The organism is Pseudomonas hamedanensis (assembly GCF_014268595.2).
GTDB classification, from domain to species: Bacteria; Pseudomonadota; Gammaproteobacteria; order Pseudomonadales; family Pseudomonadaceae; genus Aquipseudomonas; species Aquipseudomonas hamedanensis.
The window spans coordinates 518,398-533,848 of the sequence record NZ_CP077091.1 but is presented as its reverse complement, the minus strand read 5'-3'; the positions used below and the strand labels follow the sequence as shown (position 1 = coordinate 533,848).

At 62.9% G+C, this 15,451-nt stretch carries 13 protein-coding genes; 5 read left to right on the top strand and 8 right to left on the bottom strand.

Features of this window, described 5'->3' with window-relative positions:
• Positions 1-24 precede the first annotated feature (24 nt).
• From HU739_RS02365 to HU739_RS02355, 3 genes are read left to right on the top strand one after another with little or no spacing between them, the layout of a single operon-like run.
• Positions 25-1,221: an amidohydrolase family protein gene (locus tag HU739_RS02365; protein ID WP_186546625.1), complete on the top strand. Its 1,197-nt coding sequence runs from the start codon at positions 25-27 to the stop codon at positions 1,219-1,221.
• Positions 1,218-2,705: an amidohydrolase family protein gene (locus tag HU739_RS02360; protein WP_186546627.1), complete on the top strand. Its 1,488-nt coding sequence runs from the start codon at positions 1,218-1,220 to the stop codon at positions 2,703-2,705. Before HU739_RS02365 ends, HU739_RS02360 begins: the two co-directional genes overlap by 4 nt.
• An 11-nt stretch (positions 2,706-2,716) precedes the next feature.
• Positions 2,717-3,379 (top strand): flavin reductase family protein, encoded by a 663-nt coding sequence (locus tag HU739_RS02355; RefSeq protein WP_186546629.1) that lies wholly within the window; start codon positions 2,717-2,719, stop codon positions 3,377-3,379.
• A gap of 135 nt (positions 3,380-3,514) precedes the next feature.
• On the opposite strand, the gene HU739_RS02350 is transcribed toward HU739_RS02355, so the two are convergent.
• The 8 genes from HU739_RS02350 to HU739_RS02315 all read right to left on the bottom strand — a co-directional run bounded on the left by HU739_RS02350 (position 3,515) and on the right by HU739_RS02315 (position 12,475).
• Complete coding sequence (locus HU739_RS02350; RefSeq protein WP_186546630.1) at positions 3,515-4,174, bottom strand: DUF799 domain-containing protein; 660 nt, start codon at positions 4,172-4,174, stop codon at positions 3,515-3,517.
• On the bottom strand, positions 4,171-4,539 hold the full coding sequence (locus HU739_RS02345) for a DUF4810 domain-containing protein (protein ID WP_186546632.1): 369 nt from the start codon (positions 4,537-4,539) through the stop codon (positions 4,171-4,173). The genes HU739_RS02350 and HU739_RS02345 overlap by 4 nt, the downstream gene beginning before the upstream one ends.
• Before the next feature lie 28 nt (positions 4,540-4,567).
• Positions 4,568-5,254, bottom strand: a complete 687-nt coding sequence (locus HU739_RS02340; protein WP_186546704.1) for a CsgG/HfaB family protein — start codon at positions 5,252-5,254, stop codon at positions 4,568-4,570.
• Positions 5,255-5,652: 398 nt separating this feature from the next.
• Entirely contained in the window at positions 5,653-8,751 is a 3,099-nt protein-coding gene (locus HU739_RS02335; RefSeq protein WP_217844298.1) for an error-prone DNA polymerase, read from the bottom strand.
• A complete protein-coding gene (locus HU739_RS02330; protein ID WP_186546636.1) occupies positions 8,727-10,142 on the bottom strand; it encodes a Y-family DNA polymerase in 1,416 nt (471 codons plus the stop codon). The genes HU739_RS02335 and HU739_RS02330 overlap by 25 nt, the downstream gene beginning before the upstream one ends.
• Before the next feature lie 7 nt (positions 10,143-10,149).
• Entirely contained in the window at positions 10,150-10,767 is a 618-nt protein-coding gene (gene imuA / locus HU739_RS02325; RefSeq protein ID WP_186546637.1) for a translesion DNA synthesis-associated protein ImuA, read from the bottom strand.
• Positions 10,767-11,384 carry a transcriptional repressor LexA gene (gene lexA, locus HU739_RS02320; RefSeq protein ID WP_186546639.1) on the bottom strand — a complete coding sequence of 206 codons (618 nt, stop codon included), beginning with the start codon at positions 11,382-11,384 and terminating at the stop codon, positions 10,767-10,769. Before lexA ends, imuA begins: the two co-directional genes overlap by 1 nt.
• 173 nt (positions 11,385-11,557) lie before the next feature.
• Entirely contained in the window at positions 11,558-12,475 is a 918-nt protein-coding gene (locus HU739_RS02315; protein WP_186546641.1) for a LysR family transcriptional regulator, read from the bottom strand.
• A gap of 103 nt (positions 12,476-12,578) precedes the next feature.
• Between HU739_RS02315 and HU739_RS02310 the strand changes: the two genes are divergently transcribed.
• Entirely contained in the window at positions 12,579-14,321 is a 1,743-nt protein-coding gene (locus HU739_RS02310; protein WP_186546643.1) for an amidohydrolase, read from the top strand.
• Between the two features lie 185 nt (positions 14,322-14,506).
• Positions 14,507-15,244, top strand: coding sequence for a TorF family putative porin (locus HU739_RS02305; protein WP_186546645.1), 738 nt, complete (start codon positions 14,507-14,509; stop codon positions 15,242-15,244).
• Positions 15,245-15,451: the final 207 nt, after the last annotated feature.

The window sequence follows — 15,451 nt, the reverse complement described above, 5'->3', positions numbered from 1 at the left end:
AAATAAAACCTGAATGAGGTTTGTATGACCCAGCCACACTGGCTCCGCAACGTTCGCCCCTACGGCGCTCCCGCCGAAGATCTGCTGATCGAAAACGGCCTGTTCACCCAGCGCCGCCCGGCCTGCGGCACGCCCGTGGCCGCCAGCGACATCGACGGTCGTAACCAATTGCTCACCGCCGCCCTGGTGGAAAGTCACGTCCACCTCGACAAAACCCTCTACGGCCAACCCTGGCGCCCGAACAGCGCCGGGCCGACGCTCAAGGATTACATCAGCAACGAGCGCCGCGTCTTGCGTGAGGTCCAGGCGCCTATCAGCGAACGCGCCGGCGCGCTGCTGGAAAACTGCATCGCCCGAGGCTCGCTGACGATGCGCTGCCACGTCGACATCGACCCGGAGTTCGGCCTGCGCCACGTCCAGGCCATGCAGCAATTGCGCGAACGCTATCGGGACCTGATTGACCTGCAACTGGTGGTGTTCCCGCAAACCGGGCTGATCAGCCGCCCCGGTACCGCCGAACTGATGCGCGAAGCCATGGCGCTGGGGGTGGAAAACGTCGGTGGCCTCGACCCGTGCGGCATCGACAACGACCCGATTGCCCAGCTTGATTTCGTCTTCGAACTGGCGGCGAAATTTGACCGAGGCGTGGACATTCATCTGCATGACAAAGGTGAACTGGGGCTGTGGCAGATCGCGCTCATCGCCGACTACACCGAGCGTTTCGCTTTGCACAATCGCGTCATGATCAGCCACGCCTATTGCCTTGGCATGTTGCCGTGGAGCCAGGTCAAACCGGTGGCCGAGCATTTGGCCGCGCTGGGCATTTCGCTGATGAGTTCGGCGCCGGCCGACTGCGCAGTGCCGCCGTTTCTGGCCCTGCGTGAAGCCGGCGTCAACCTGTGCCTTGGCTCGGACGGCATCCGCGATGCGTGGTCGCCGATGGGCAATGGCGACATGCTCGAGCGGGCGATGCTGCTGGCGTTTCGTTTCGACCTGGGCAAGGACGATGAGCTGGCGGCGGTGTTTGACGCGGCCACGGTCAACGGCGCTCGGGCGCTGGGTATCGACGGCTACGGCGTGGGCCTCGGGCGCCCTGCAGACTTTTTGTTGATGCCCGTGGAAACCCTTGGCGAGGCCGTGGTGGCGCGCCCGTTGCGTGAGGTCTATCGCGGCGGCGAATTGATTGCCAGCGGCGGTCGCTTGCTGAGCAGCCGCTTGTGAAACGGATCGGCTTGAAGGCCAGTTGCGTGGTCGGTTTCGACGGCACGCAGCATGTGCTGTGGCGTGACGGCGAGGTGGTGTTTGAAGGGTCGCGCATCGAATTTGTCGGTCGCGGTTATTCAGGCCCGGTGGATCAATGGATCGACTACGGCAACGCGTTGATCGGCCCTGGCTTCATCGACCTGGACGCCCTCGGCGATCTCGATTCCACGGTGTTGACCCTCGATAACGGCGACGAGCGCGCCATGGGCCGCATGGGGTCGGCGGAGTATCTGGCGGCCGGCCCGCGCGAGACTTACAGCGCCGAAGAAGAAGTTTTCAAATACCGCTACGCCTTCACTCAGTTGATCCGTAATGGCATCACCACCGCCATGCCGATCACGTCGATGTACTACCGCGAGTGGGCGGAAACCTACGACGAGTTTGCAGCGGTCGCGGGCGTCGCGGCAGAACTGGGTCTGCGCACCTATCTTGGCCCGTGTTACATGAGCGGCATGAGCTACTGGCGCGCCGATGGAAGCCTCGCTCACCACTGGGATGAGCCGCGAGGGTTGGCCGGACTGGCTGCGGCGGAACGGTTTTTCAAGGATTTCGATGGTAGCCACGGCGGTTTGATTCGCGGCGCGCTGCTGCCCGATCGCATTCAGACATGTACGCCAACGCTGCTGCAACGCACCTCGGCACTGAGCCGCGAACTGGACGCACCGGTGCGCCTGCATTGCTGTCAGGCGCTCAGCGAAGTGGCAATGGTTGAGCAACTGCGCGGCACTTCGCCGTTGGGCTGGTTACAACAACTGGACCTGCTGACTCCGCGCAGCGTCCTGCCCCACGGCCTCTACACCGCAGGCGATGACGACCTGCGCCGCCTGATCGATGGCGGCGCGAGCCTGGTTCACTGCCCGCTGGTGTTCGCCCGTGACGGCGAGGCATTGAACTCATTCGGCCGCTACCTCGCCCAGGGCGTCAACTTTGCCCTCGGCACCGACACCTGGCCGGCGGATCTGCTGGAAAACATGCGCCACGGCTTGAACATCGCCCGACTGATGGAAGGCGGCACGGCGTTGACCCGCAGCCTCGACCTGTACAACGCCGCCACCCTCGGCGGGGCGCGGGCGCTGGGGCGTGACGATCTCGGACGTCTGGCCTGTGGCGCCAAGGCCGACATCACCGTGTTCAGCCTGCGCGGCCTGCATCTGGGGCCGTTGTTCGATCCGCTGAAAAACCTCCTGCTGGCCGGGCGTGGCGACGATTGCATCGCCAGTTACATCGACGGCCGTTGTGTGATGCACGACGCTCAGGTCAACGGCGTCGACTACCCCGCCCTGCAACGCCAGGCCCAACGCCAATACGAAAAACTGATGCGCAGCCACAGCGATCGCGCGTTTGCCCGACCGGACTGGAAGACCTTGTTCCAGCCGGCCATTCCCTTCGCCGACGACTACAGCGCCGCCGCGCCATTGAGCGCCATCGACCCACTTTCCTAGAGAGACCTGCCATGCACAGTTTCGATTTCAGCCAACTCAGCCCGCGGGAAAAATACAAGATCCTGATCGGCAGCGTCGTGCCTCGCCCGATCGCGCTGGTAACCACCATAGATGGCGAGGGTCGGGTCAATGCCGCGCCCTTCAGTTTCTTCAATGCGTTGTCAGCCGATCCGCCGATCCTGGCGCTGGGCGTCGAGAACTATGGCGACCAGAGCCCCAAGGACACCACGCGCAATATCCAGCTGAATCAGGAGTTCACCGTGAATATCGTCAGCGATGCCCTGGTGGAAGCGATGAACGTCTGCGCGGTACCGTTCGCGCCGGGTTTCGATGAATTGACGGCTGCGGGCCTGACCGCCGTCGCCGGCACCACCGTCAAATGCCCGCGCATCGGCGAGGCCCCGGTGGCCCTGGAATGCCGACGGATGATGGCGCTGAATATCGGTCAGTCGCGGGAAATCATTTTTGGTGAAGTGCTGATGGCGCATGTGCGCGATGAGTTGATCGACCCGAGAACGCTGTACATCGATCAATTGGCGCTGGATGCAATCGGACGCATGGGTGGCCACGGCTATGCGCGAACCCGCGACTACTTCGATTTGCCGACCCGCTCGTTGCAAGCGTGGACGGAAGCGCCGGGGGGCGGCGAGCGGTTTTGGCCGGCCGCCAAATAAACCAACAGAAAACGCATTCCCCTTGTAGGAGTGAGCCTGCTCGCGATAGCGGTGTGTCAGTCACTTCAATGTATCTGACACACCGCTATCGCGAGCAGGCTCACTCCTACAGGGTTTTCAGGGGTAATCGATAACTCAGTCAGTGCCGTACTTCGGCGAGCGCGGCCCATACAGCAAGCCCGCCGGATGCCCGGCCGACAGCAGGCGATTGCTCGCCACGCCGGCAATCGGATAACCGGCATCGGTGGCGCTGTTGATGACCTGCTTCACCGCCGCCGTGATCAGCATGCCGATCAGGCCGCCGCCACCGTTGTTGCCGCCCTCTTCACTCGACGCCCGCGCCGCGCCGGTCCACAGCGTGGTGCCGCTCTTGAGGTCGACCAGTTTCGCCGTTGCGGTCACTGCGGTTTCGCTGCTGATCACCATGTAGCGCGTACCGTATTCGGTCACGGTGATGTACAGCGCCGCGTCAGCGCCGAAGATTTCCTTGAGCTTGGCCGGTGGGGCCTGATGAATATCGTCCGGGGTGGTCAAGCCGTTCTGGCGGAACGTCTCGTCCACCAGGGTGATCGGCAGCACGTAATAGCCCGCCTCGGCCAGTGGAAAGGTCACTTGCGACAACAGACTGTACGACGCTTTCACGTCCGGCGAGGTGTTCAGCGGTGGCAGCACCAGAATGGTCTTCGGCCGCGCCTGCTTGTACGCTGAATAATCCACGGTCTTGGGCGCGACACAGCCACCCAGCACGGTCAGTGCGAGACCGGCAACGAGCACTTTCAAAGTACGCGAGATCATTTGACGTCTCCGCTCTTGGCGTTTTTAAGCAGGAAATCCATGTACGTGCCGGACTCGGGGAACAGCGCCTTTTCGGTGTTGAACTGCTGCACCATCTGATCGTCCTTGCCCAGGCTCAGATAGAGCAGGCCCAGGTGCGCGTGATAACCCGGCGGTACGGCTTTGCCAGTGGAGCGGATTTTTTGCAGGTCGCGCTCCAGCGCTTCGGCCTGGGCTTCTTTCGGCTCTTCGCCTTTGAAGTATTCGTAGACTTGCGGTTCGTAGCCTTCCCACTGGTACAGGGTTTTCGGGGCGGCACAACCGGCCAGCAACGTGCTGGCGGCCAGCGTCAGCGCCAGCAGCGCGCGCGACAGAGTCAGATTCATGGGTGTTGCTCCTTGCAGTGGGCGACGATCAGTTGCCCGGTTTCCAGGCACCGGCGTTCATGCCATCGACCAGGCGATTGATCGCCTCGCGCATGGCCAGATCGAGGACTTTGCCGTTGAGGGTGGAGTCGTAGGCAGCGGTGCCGCCGAAGCCGATGATTTCGCGGTTGGACAAGGCGTACTCGCCGGCGCCCTGGGTCGAATAGACCACTTCCGACGTACTGATGTTGACGATGTTCAGGTTGACCTTGGCGTACGCGACCTGGGTCTTGCCGCGGCCGAGAATGCCGAACAACTGGTGGTCGCCCGTTTCTTTGCGGCCGAATTCGGTGACGTCACCGGTGACCACGTAATCAGCACCTTTGAGACGCTGGGCCTGGCCTTTGATCGCCGCTTCCTGCTGGATTTCGCCCATGTTGTCGCGATCCAGCACCGAGAACCGGTTGGTCTGCTGCAAGTGGGTGATCAGGATGGTCTTGGCCTGACCGCCGAGTCGGTCGACGCCGTCGGAAAAGATCCCGCGCATGTAGCTGGAGCGGTTATCAAACTTGCCCACGGCCATCGGCACGCGGACGCCGGTCCAGACTTGCGTGGCGCTTTCAACCTTGGCCACCGGCAACGCACGGGAGCTTTCGGTGGCGCAACCGGCGAGTGTGCCAGCCAGCGTGCCGAGCACGGCAATCGCCACGCCAGAGACCAACATCCGAGAGATCATTCTCACTGAGTATTCCTTTTTAAAAACGGCGGTGTCCCGACGCGGCAGCGCGGCGGGAGCGGAAAGGCGCGGCATTATGACAAAGTGCCATCATTGATGACAGATTTTTTTGACGTCAGTGAAATGACTAGCCGTACATTGATCCTTCCCACGCTCTGCGTGGGAATGCAGCCATGGACGCTCCGCGTCCACTGTGACGCAGAGCGTCACGGGAGGCGTTACCACGCAGAGCGTGGGAACGATCAGAGACATGGCTCGGCGGTATCGCGCAGATTGAGGCTACAGCCCGAATTCCCTGTAGGAGTGAGCCTGCTCGCGATGGTGGCGCATCTGCTACGAAAATGATGACTGACAAACCGCTTTCGCGAGCAGGCTCACTCCTACAGGGGGATGCGTGATCAGTGGAAATCCCGGCTTTGCACACGAATGCCGCTGAGCAGCGGGCTGAGGTCGCTCAGGCGGCCGGCGATCAGGTGGCGCACGTCGCCTTCGCGCTCCCAGCGGCCATCGACCCGGAGCAATTGTGCACCGACCAGCACTTGCCGCTGACGCTCGGCCAGGTCGCGCCAGACCACCACGTTGACGTTGCCGAACTCGTCTTCCAGGGTCACGAACGTCACGCCGCTGGCCGTGCCGGGGCGTTGCCGAACGGTGACCAATCCGGCGATGCTCACCGGTCTGCCATGTTCAATATCCTGCAACTCCCGCGAACTGCGGCAACGTCGCGCTTTCAATTCGCCGCGCAACAGCGCCAGTGGATGCGGCCCCAGCGTGGTACCCAACGTGGCGTAATCGGCGTGCAGGTCTTCACCCACACTGGGTTTGGGCAGCACGATTTGCACCTCTTCCTCGCTGGGCAGCCCGGCAAACAGGCCAAGTTGTTTCTGCACCCCCGCCACTTCCCAGCGCGCCCGATGGCGGTGCCCGGCCAGACCGCGTAGCGCTCCGGAATCGGCGAGCAGCGCTTGCGCCCGGCTGTCGAGGGCCGCCCGCTCGCCCAGGTCGGCGACATCGGCAAACGCCCCGCGCTGGCGCGCCGCTTCGATGCGCCGGGCGTCGTCCTCGCGAAAGCCCTTGATCATGCGCAAACCCATGCGAATCGCCGGCTGTGCCCCGGTGGTGGTTTCCAGGCTGCAATCCCAATCGCTGGCGCGCACGTCCACCGGACGGATCTGCAATTGATGGCGGCGCGCGTCCTGAAGAATCTGGTCCGGGCTGTAGAAGCCCATCGGCCAACTGTTGATCAGCGCACAGGCGAACGCCGCTGGCTCATGGCATTTGAGCCAGCAACTGGCGTAGGTCAGCAAGGCAAAACTGGCGGCGTGGGATTCGGGGAAACCGTAACTGCCAAAGCCCTTGATCTGCTCGAAAATCTGCGCGGCGAACTCCGGTGTATAGCCGTTCTTCTTCATGCCGGCAGCGAGTCGTTCCTTGTGCGGTTCCAGTCCGCCGTGACGTTTCCATGCAGCCATCGAGCGGCGCAACTGATCGGCCTCGCCGGGGCTGTAGTCGGCGGCGACAATGGCGATCTGCATGACCTGCTCTTGAAACAGCGGCACGCCAAGGGTGCGCTTGAGCACCACTTCCAGCTCCGGCGACGGGTAGCTGTCTTTTTCTTCTTTATTACGCCGGCGCAGGTACGGATGGACCATCCCGCCCTGAATCGGTCCCGGCCGGACGATGGCCACTTGAATGACCAGATCGTAGAACGTCTGCGGGCGCAAGCGCGGCAGCATCGACATCTGCGCGCGCGATTCGATCTGGAACACGCCGACGGTATCGGCGCGGCTGATCATGTCGTAGGTCGGTTTGTCTTCGTCCGGGATCGTCGCCAGAGTCAAATTCAGATCGCGGTGACGGCGCAGCAGGTCGAAGCAGCGGCGGATCGCACTGAGCATGCCCAACGCCAGAATATCCACCTTGAGCAGACCGACTGCATCGAGGTCGTCCTTGTCCCACTGGATAATGGTGCGATCGGCCATCGCTGCGTTTTCAACGGGCACCAGAGTGTCCAGCGGTTGCTCGGAAATCACGAAACCGCCGGGGTGCTGCGACAGGTGCCGGGGGAAACCGATCAGTTGCCCGGTCAGGCTCAAGACGCGGCGCAGCAGCGGGCTGTCGGGGTCGAAGCCGCCTTCGCGCAAGCTTTCCAGCGGCGGTACTTCATCGCTCCAGCGACCACAACAATCGGCCAATGCGTTGATCTGGTCCGGCGGCAGGCCCAGGGCCTTGGCCACATCACGCACCGCGCCGGTGGCGTGATAGGTGCTGACCACGGCGGTCAGTGCCGCGCGCCGCCGGCCGTATCGATTGAACACGTATTGCAGGACTTCTTCGCGACGCTCGTGTTCGAAGTCGACATCGATGTCCGGCGGCTCGTTGCGCTCTTTGGACATGAAACGTTCGAACAGCAAGGTGGTGCGGTCCGGGTCGATTTCGGTGATGCCCAAGGCAAAGCACACCGCCGAGTTGGCCGCCGAACCACGCCCCTGGCAGAGAATTTTCTGCTTGCGGGCAAAATTCACCACGTCGTGCACGGTGAGAAAATAGCTTTCGTAGCCAAGCTCGGCGATCAGTTTCAATTCCTTGTTGATCTGCCTCAGCACCTTGAAGGGCGCGCCTTTTTTCCAGCGCCAGGCAATGCCCTGTTTTGTCAGATGGCGCAACCACGAACTGGCACTGTGGCCTTCGGGCACCAGCTCTTTGGGATACTGATAACGCAACTCGCCCAGATCGAAGGTGCAGCGCCGGGCCAGTTTTACCGATTCGTCCAGCAAGGCCGGCGGATACAGCGCTTGCAGCATCTCGACACTGCGCAAGTGCCGCTCGCCATTGGGATGCAGGCGCAAGCCTGCCTCGGCCACCGGGACGTGGTGCCGGATCGCCGTCATGGTGTCCTGCAAGGCACGGCGGCCACGGGCGTGCATGTGCACATCGCCGCTGGCGACCGCCGGAATCTGCCACTGCGCCGCCAGACTCAATAACGCTGCCAGCCGCTGCTGATCGTCCTGCCCGCGATGCAACTGCACCGCCAGCCACAGTTGCGCGCCGAACGTCTGTTTCAGCCAGGCGCCCTCTTCTCCTTGATCGGGCGAATCCGGCACCCACAACACCAGCAATCCCGGCAACGGCTCGTCGAAGTCCTCGCGCAGCACCTGATACTGGCCTTTTTGCGTGCGGCGCCGGGCGCGGGTGATCAAGCCGCACAACGCCTGATAACCGGCAAGGTTCTCCACCAGCAGCACCAGTTTCGGGCCGTTGTCGACGCGTATTTCGCTGCCGATGATCAGCGGCAGTTCAACGGCTTTCGCCGCTTGCCAGGCGCGAACGATGCCGGCCAAGGTACATTCGTCGGTGATTGCCAAGGCGTGATAGCCATGCTTTTTTGCGCGCTGAAACAGTTCCAGGGCACTGGAGGCACCGCGCTGGAAACTGAAGTTCGACAGGCAGTGCAGTTCGGCATAACCGGCGCTCATGCAAACCAGCCCTGCAGCCACAGGGGGCCGTCCTCGCCCACCGCACGCCAGGCCCAGCCCTGCTGGCCGGCGCGATTCTGGATCAGGTAGTAATCGCGGCGCACATCCTCACCGTCCCACCAGCCGGATTCGATGCGCTCCGGCCCCATGAGAATTCGCGCCGAGCCGTGCGGCACGCTCTGTGGTTCGTCGAGCAGCCAGCCCGGACGCAGGACGTTGGGCAAACCGCTGCAACGCTGTTTGTCGACGCCGTGCTGCCAGGCACGCTCGGGCCGGTGGTCGGCCTGAAAGCGCAGCCCTTGCACCGCGTCATCGCCCAGCCGGGCGCGCAGGCGCTCGCGCAATTGCTCCCAGGGCAAGGTCTGTTGCGTACGCTCATCGAACAATTGCTGAAACTGCGGGACGAAACTCGGCAGGTCCTCGGCGCGCAGGCGAAAGCCGCGCACCGGTGCCTCGACCTGCACCTGCTCCAGACGTCCACGGGCCAGCTCGAAGAGCATCGCCGGATCACGCTCGGCACTGAGCAGGCCGACCTTGATCACCGTGTCCGGCAGACCGGCGTGTTCCAGCAACAGGTCGAAGCGCTGCACGCCGCTGTCGCGTCCACAAAGGAATGCCGACAGATCGCCGGTCAGACGGCGTAACGGGAACAGCAGTGCCTGATGGGATTGCACGTCGAAATTCAGCTCGATGCGCACGTCGAAACGGTCCGGCGGCAGGTAAAACTCCAGCGCCAGTGGGCGCGCGCCGAACAAGGTGTCGAGGTGCTTGAGCATCTGCGCTTCGAACCGCCGGGCCAGGGCCTGACGCGGCAGGCTCTGCACTTGATTGAGCGTGCGCAGGCCCATGCGCGTCAACGCCGTGGCCACGCTTGGCTCCAGCCCGACGCGGTCGACAGGCAATCGCCCCAGGTGATGTTGCAAAGCCTCGCCGTCCGGCACCACCAGACCGTCATACGCATTGGCCAACACCCGCGCCGCTGCCGGGTTCGGCGCCGCGACGATGCGGTGGCGAAAGCCCAGGTCGGTCAGTTCCTGACGCAGGCGTGCCTCGAACTGCGCCCAGGTGCCGAACAGTCCCAGGCTTGACTCGATCTCGAACACCACGGTACGCGGGTAATGCACGCTGACCTGCGCACTGAAACGGTAGGCCCAAGCGGCGAGAAACTGCTGCCAGTGTTCGACCTCGGCCACCTCATAATCGGCGGCGGCAAAGCCTTTGCTCATGGCCTGGGCGGCAGTCATCGACATGCCGGAACGCAAGCCGAGTTGGCGCGCCGCCGGATTCACCGCTTGCAGCACCCGGCGCTGGGCCGGACCGCTGAGCAAGACCAACGGCTCAGCGGCATCGGGGCGCTGGCGCAGCACGGCGTCGAGGGCCAGTTGCGGAAACACGATACACACCCAGCGCATGGCGGCCTCAGTGACCCACGGCAAAGGCAATCGGCGTCGTCCGCGCCAGCCCGCCACGGCATTTGAGTACGCGCAGTTGTGCAGGCCTGGCGTCGATGGCAATACGCAGCGCTGCCGGTGACGGGTTGACGGCTTCGCTCAACGGTCGCCAGGCAAACGCGAGGGTCTGGCCGGTTTCCGCCGCCACTTGCAAACGCCGCAATGCGCGGTCATCGGCCTTGTTTGGCCAGCACAGCACCGCGCCGCAACTGCCCGAACGCAAACATTGCTCCGCCGCCCACAAGGCATCGCGCTCGCTGGCCTGAATCACCGACAACTGGCGCAGATCGACCCCGGCGTTTTCCCACGCTTGCGGGTACGGCAAGAACGGCGGCGCCACCAGCACGATGCGCTCGCCGGCCGCGGCCAATCGCGCCAGCGTCGGCCAGACCAGTTGCAACTCACCGACACCGGGGCCGGCCAGAAGGATTTCACTCAGCGCAGACTCCGGCCAGCCACCGCTGGGCAGTGCCGCGTCCAGCGCGGCGTGGCCGGTCGGCTGCGGGCTGGCGGCCGGTGGCGCAGGCCGGCCTCTCCAGACCTGGCCGCCATTGAACAGGGTATCCAACGCAACGACGGCGCCCATCAGCCTTGCCTCACCAGACCGCAGAACACCCCTTCGATGGCCAGGTCCTGATCATCGCGCACGACAATCGGCTGATACGCCGGGTTGCGCGGTAACAGCCGCACCTCTGCGCCGACACGTTCGAAGCGCTTGATGGTGACTTCGCCGTCGAGCCGTGCCACCACGATCTGCCCATTGAGTGCCTCGGGATTGCGCCGCACGCCGACCAGATCGCCGTCGAGAATGCCGTCCTCGATCATCGAATCGCCCTGCACCCGCAGCAGGTAGTCGGGGGTGCGGGAGAACAGTGCCGGGTCGAGCATCAAGCGACTATGAATGTCGGCATCGGCGCCAATCGGCGCGCCGGCGGCCACGCGACCGAGCACGGGGATGTCGAGCAGCTCGGGGCGCGCCGGCTGTCCGAGCAGGCGAATGCCCCGGGCCTGATGCGCATTGACCTCGATAAATCCGGCCTCGGTGAGTGCCAGCACGTGCTTGCGCGCCACGCTGCGGGAGGCAAAACCAAAAGCCTCGCTGATCTCAGCGAGGCTTGGGGGCTGACCGTGTTCGGCGATGCGTTCGCGGATAAAGGTCAGGATGGCGGTACGGCGGGGAGTCAGGTTTGTCATGGAGTACATTTGTACTCCTGTAGGATTTTCCTGACAATAACCGCCAGTCGGCCCAGGCCGACACACACATTTGATCGTTCCCACGCGCAGCAAAGGAATGCCCCAAGGGACGCTCCGCGTCCAGTGGCGCGGAGCGTCACGGGCTGCGTTCCTTTGCTGCGCGTGGGAGCGATCAATGTCCGTCAGTTCAGCCCACGTTCGGCGAGAAACCCTGCGATGTAATCGATAAACGCCACCACTTTCGCCGTCGCCCGCCGATGGCTCGGATACACCGCAAGAATGTGCGGGCCGAAGGTGTCGGGGTCGATCGCGTAATCAGCCATGACCCGCACCAGTCGCCTGTCCGCAAGGTACGGCGCGGCGCTCCACAACGGCGTATGCAATAAACCGCGACCGGCCAGAGCGCTGGCCAGCAGCAGATCGTAATTGTCGCTGCGCAACCGCGGCGCCGTCGGTTGGGCCAGGCTCAGGCGCTGGCCATCGCGCTCGGCCCACCAGAATTCGCGGCTGAGCAATGGATGCTGATACCACAGCCATTCATGCTGTTCGAGGGTTTGCGGATTGACCGGCAAACCTGCGCGCGCCAGGTATTGCGGACTGCCACACAAGGCCAGGCGATTGCTGCCGACCACCCGCGCGATCAACCCCGGCAAATCGTCATGCCCCTCACGCAGCGCCAGGTCATAGCCGCTTTCCAGCAAATTGACGAAGGCGTCGCACAGGTCCACTTGCAGGCTGATCTGCGGGTACTGCTGCAAAAAGCCGTCGCACACCTGATCGAGAAAAGCCCGACCATAGGCCAGCGGTGCGGTGATTTTCAGACTGCCGCGCAGGCCGTGCTGCAACTGTTCGATTTCCTCCCCTGCCTCGTCCAGTCGCTGCAATACCAGCCGCGCGGTTTCCAGGTACACCCGGCCGATCTCGGTCAGCAGAATTCGCCGCGTGCTGCGCTCGAACAGCCGCGCACCCAACTCCGACTCCAGGTGGTTGACCGCTTTGGTCAAGGCCGACGGGGTCTTGCCCAATTGCTCGGCGGCGCGGCTGAAACTGCCGAGCTGCGCGGTGACCACGAACATTTTCAGTGCACCCAGCTTGTCCATGCTTTTTCCATTCAGGCAAAAACGTTTTTCGTGAGGGAAGCGTTCTGTCGGCCGATTGCAGCCAGTAATCTGGCCATCAGACGCAATAACAAGGAAATCTTCAATGAAAAGATTCATTCCCAAGCTGCTGGTTGCCGCTGTAAGTTTTGCCTCGATGGAAGCCATGGCCGCTGCCGATCTGGTGTTGCTCAATGGCAAGATTTTCACTGCCGACCGCACGCAACCGAAGGTCCAGGCGCTTGCCGTGGGACAGGGCAAAGTGCTGCAAGTCGGCACCGATGCACAGATCAAGGCGCTGATCGAGACCGCCACCCAAGTCATCGATCTGCAAGGTAAAACCCTGATGCCGGGACTGGTCGACAGCCATTCCCACGCCATTTTCGGCGGGCTGGAAATGGTCTCGGCGAACATGGCTGACGAAGTCGTTGGCCTCGACGAACTGCAAAAACGCCTGCGTGGCTGGCGCGAAGACGGCAAGGCAAAACACGGCGATGTGCTGAGCATTGCCGGCATGAGTTCGGTGTACTGGGCGCAGGCCGAAGCCCTGGGCCAGACCTTCAACCGCGGCGAATGGGCCGACATTCCAGTGGTGTTCGTCGGCAGCGATCACCACACCGCGTGGGCCAACAACGTCATGCTCAAACGCGCCGGCATCGACGCCGCGCTGCTGCAATCCTTGCCAGAGGCCGAGAAGGACACCATTGGCAAACTGGCCAACGGCGAGCCCAACGGCTTTGTGGTCGACGCTGGCTGGGATCGGGTCGCCTCGAAGATGCCGGTGCCAAGCCCTGCCGACATGCTCAGCGCCGCCAAATCAGCCGTGCGCTACAACAACAGTCTGGGCATCACGGCATGGATGGATCCGGCCGCCAACGCCGCACCGGGTGAAGCAGTGTTCGCTCTCAAACCCACCGAGAAGTCCGTCGGTGTGCTGCCGGCCTACAAGGCACTGGCCGAAAGTGGCGAGATGAGCGTGCATGTCGCCGCGCTGCTGGTCGCCAATCCGAAAAGCGTTCCGGCCGATCTTGATACGCTGGACAAGGTGCGCCAGCAGTTTCAAGGCATACCCAACCTGACCTTGCCAGGGGTGAAGATTTTCGCCGACGGCGTGATCGAATTTCCGGCGCAAAGCGCGGCGATGATTGACCCCTACAGCAACTCGCACAAACAGGGCGAATTGCTCATCGATCCGCAGCACTTCGGCGAACTGGTCAGCGCCATCGACCAGCGCGGCTGGCGGGTGCACATCCACGCCATCGGCGACCGTGCGGTGCGCGAAGCGCTCAACGGCATCGCTCAGGCGCGCGAGGATCGCCAGAGCGGTGTCAGCCACTCGATCACTCACCTGCAGATGGTCAACCCGAAAGAATTCGCCCGCTTCAAGCCGCTTGGGGTCATCGCCTCGATGCAACTGCTCTGGGCCAGCGCCGACGATTACACCACCGAGATGATCAAGCCCTACGTCAGCGCCCTCGCCTTTCGCTATCAATACCCGGCGCACTCACTGCTCAAGCAGGGCGCGACGATTGCCGGCGCCAGTGACTGGCCGGTCTCATCACCGAACCCGTTCAACGCCATGGCCCAGGCGATCACTCGTGTCGGCCCGTTGGGCGTGCTCAACGCCGACGAGCGCCTGGACCGCGAAACCATGTTCTATGCCTACACCGCCAACGCCGCGCGAGCCATCGGTCTGGACCGGCAGATTGGCTCGCTGACCCCGGGCAAGCAGGCGGACTTCATTGTTCTGGATCGCGATGTGTTCAGCGTCGATGACAAAGCCCTGCACGACACCCAGGTGTTGCAGACCTGGTTTGCCGGTCGCAACGTCTACACCGCCACTCAATAACAACACCATCGCCCTTTGTAGGAGTGAGCCTGCTCGCGATAGCGGTGTATCAGATGTCGATGTGTTGTCTGACACACCGCTATCGCGAGCAGGCTCACTCCTACAGGGTCTTTGGGGTGGCTGAGATTGCATTCCCTCCCCAGTTTTCGTACTGCCCAACAATAATCACAACACCGGGACTTCACATGAAAGCCTTGCCCCTGTTTGCCCTGAGTTTCTTCAGTGTGCTGCCGTTGAGCAGCCACGCGATCGCGTTGAACGACGACTTCGCCGTGCTGGTGGATCTGACCCTTGCCAGTGATTACCGCACGCGCGGCATTTCGCAAACCCAAAATGACCCTGCCGCACAGGCCGGCCTGACCCTGGCGCACAGCAGCGGTCTGTATCTGGGCGCGTGGAGTTCCAACGTCGATTTCGGCGGTGGCCTGAAGACCCGTCAGGAAGTCGATTACTACGCCGGTTGGCTATGGCAGGCGAGCGAGGATGTCAGCCTGGACCTGGGCTATCTCAAGTATGCCTACCCCAGGGAAAGCCAGTTCAACCAGAGCGAGGTCTACGCGATTTTCGGCGCGTACGGCGTCAGCGTGGCGGCGTACTACTCCAGCGATGCGCCGGGCATCGATAGTCAGCAGAACTCGCTGTACACCTACGTCAGTTATGAAACGCCATTGCCTTTCGATTCGGCGTTGGCACTGCGTTACGGCCGTATGGATTTCAAGGACCCGTACCTGTACTCGGCGTCCGGGCAGGCGCAGGACAGTTATCGGGAGTGGGAGGTAAAAGTCACCCACAACCTGGGCGGCGTGGTGCTGGGCCTCAGCTATATCGACACTGACCTCTCGCAAACTCAATGCCTGAGCAACTGGGGCTTCAAAGACGTCTGCGCCGCGACCGTTGTCGCCAGCGTCAGCAAAACTTTCTGATAACCGCTCCCACAGGGGATTTATGATTCGGCTCGATATGCGGGGTTCACCGCAAAAAACTGTGGGAGCGAGCCTGCTCCGGGCGGCGTTCCGACGAAGGCGGTGTATCAGGCGATCACGATGCTGGATGGACCGGCGTATTCGCGAGCAAGCTCGCTCCCACAGGGGATTTATGATTCGGCTCGATATGCGGGGTTCAGCGCTCCC

Excerpts from the sequence above, each read along its gene's own strand:
- lexA (WP_186546639.1), bottom strand. The coding sequence starts at position 11,384 with ATGTACTCCATGACAAACCTGACTCCCCGCCGTACCGCCATCCTGACC.
- HU739_RS02365 (WP_186546625.1), top strand. The coding sequence starts at position 25 with ATGACCCAGCCACACTGGCTCCGCAACGTTCGCCCCTACGGCGCTCCC.
- HU739_RS02355 (WP_186546629.1), top strand. The coding sequence starts at position 2,717 with ATGCACAGTTTCGATTTCAGCCAACTCAGCCCGCGGGAAAAATACAAG.
- HU739_RS02350 (WP_186546630.1), bottom strand. The coding sequence starts at position 4,174 with ATGATCTCGCGTACTTTGAAAGTGCTCGTTGCCGGTCTCGCACTGACC.
- HU739_RS02330 (WP_186546636.1), bottom strand. The coding sequence starts at position 10,142 with ATGCGCTGGGTGTGTATCGTGTTTCCGCAACTGGCCCTCGACGCCGTG.
- HU739_RS02340 (WP_186546704.1), bottom strand. The coding sequence starts at position 5,254 with ATGATCTCTCGGATGTTGGTCTCTGGCGTGGCGATTGCCGTGCTCGGC.
- HU739_RS02315 (WP_186546641.1), bottom strand. The coding sequence starts at position 12,475 with ATGGACAAGCTGGGTGCACTGAAAATGTTCGTGGTCACCGCGCAGCTC.
- imuA (WP_186546637.1), bottom strand. The coding sequence starts at position 10,767 with ATGGGCGCCGTCGTTGCGTTGGATACCCTGTTCAATGGCGGCCAGGTC.
- HU739_RS02310 (WP_186546643.1), top strand. The coding sequence starts at position 12,579 with ATGAAAAGATTCATTCCCAAGCTGCTGGTTGCCGCTGTAAGTTTTGCC.
- HU739_RS02345 (WP_186546632.1), bottom strand. The coding sequence starts at position 4,539 with ATGAATCTGACTCTGTCGCGCGCGCTGCTGGCGCTGACGCTGGCCGCC.
- HU739_RS02305 (WP_186546645.1), top strand. The coding sequence starts at position 14,507 with ATGAAAGCCTTGCCCCTGTTTGCCCTGAGTTTCTTCAGTGTGCTGCCG.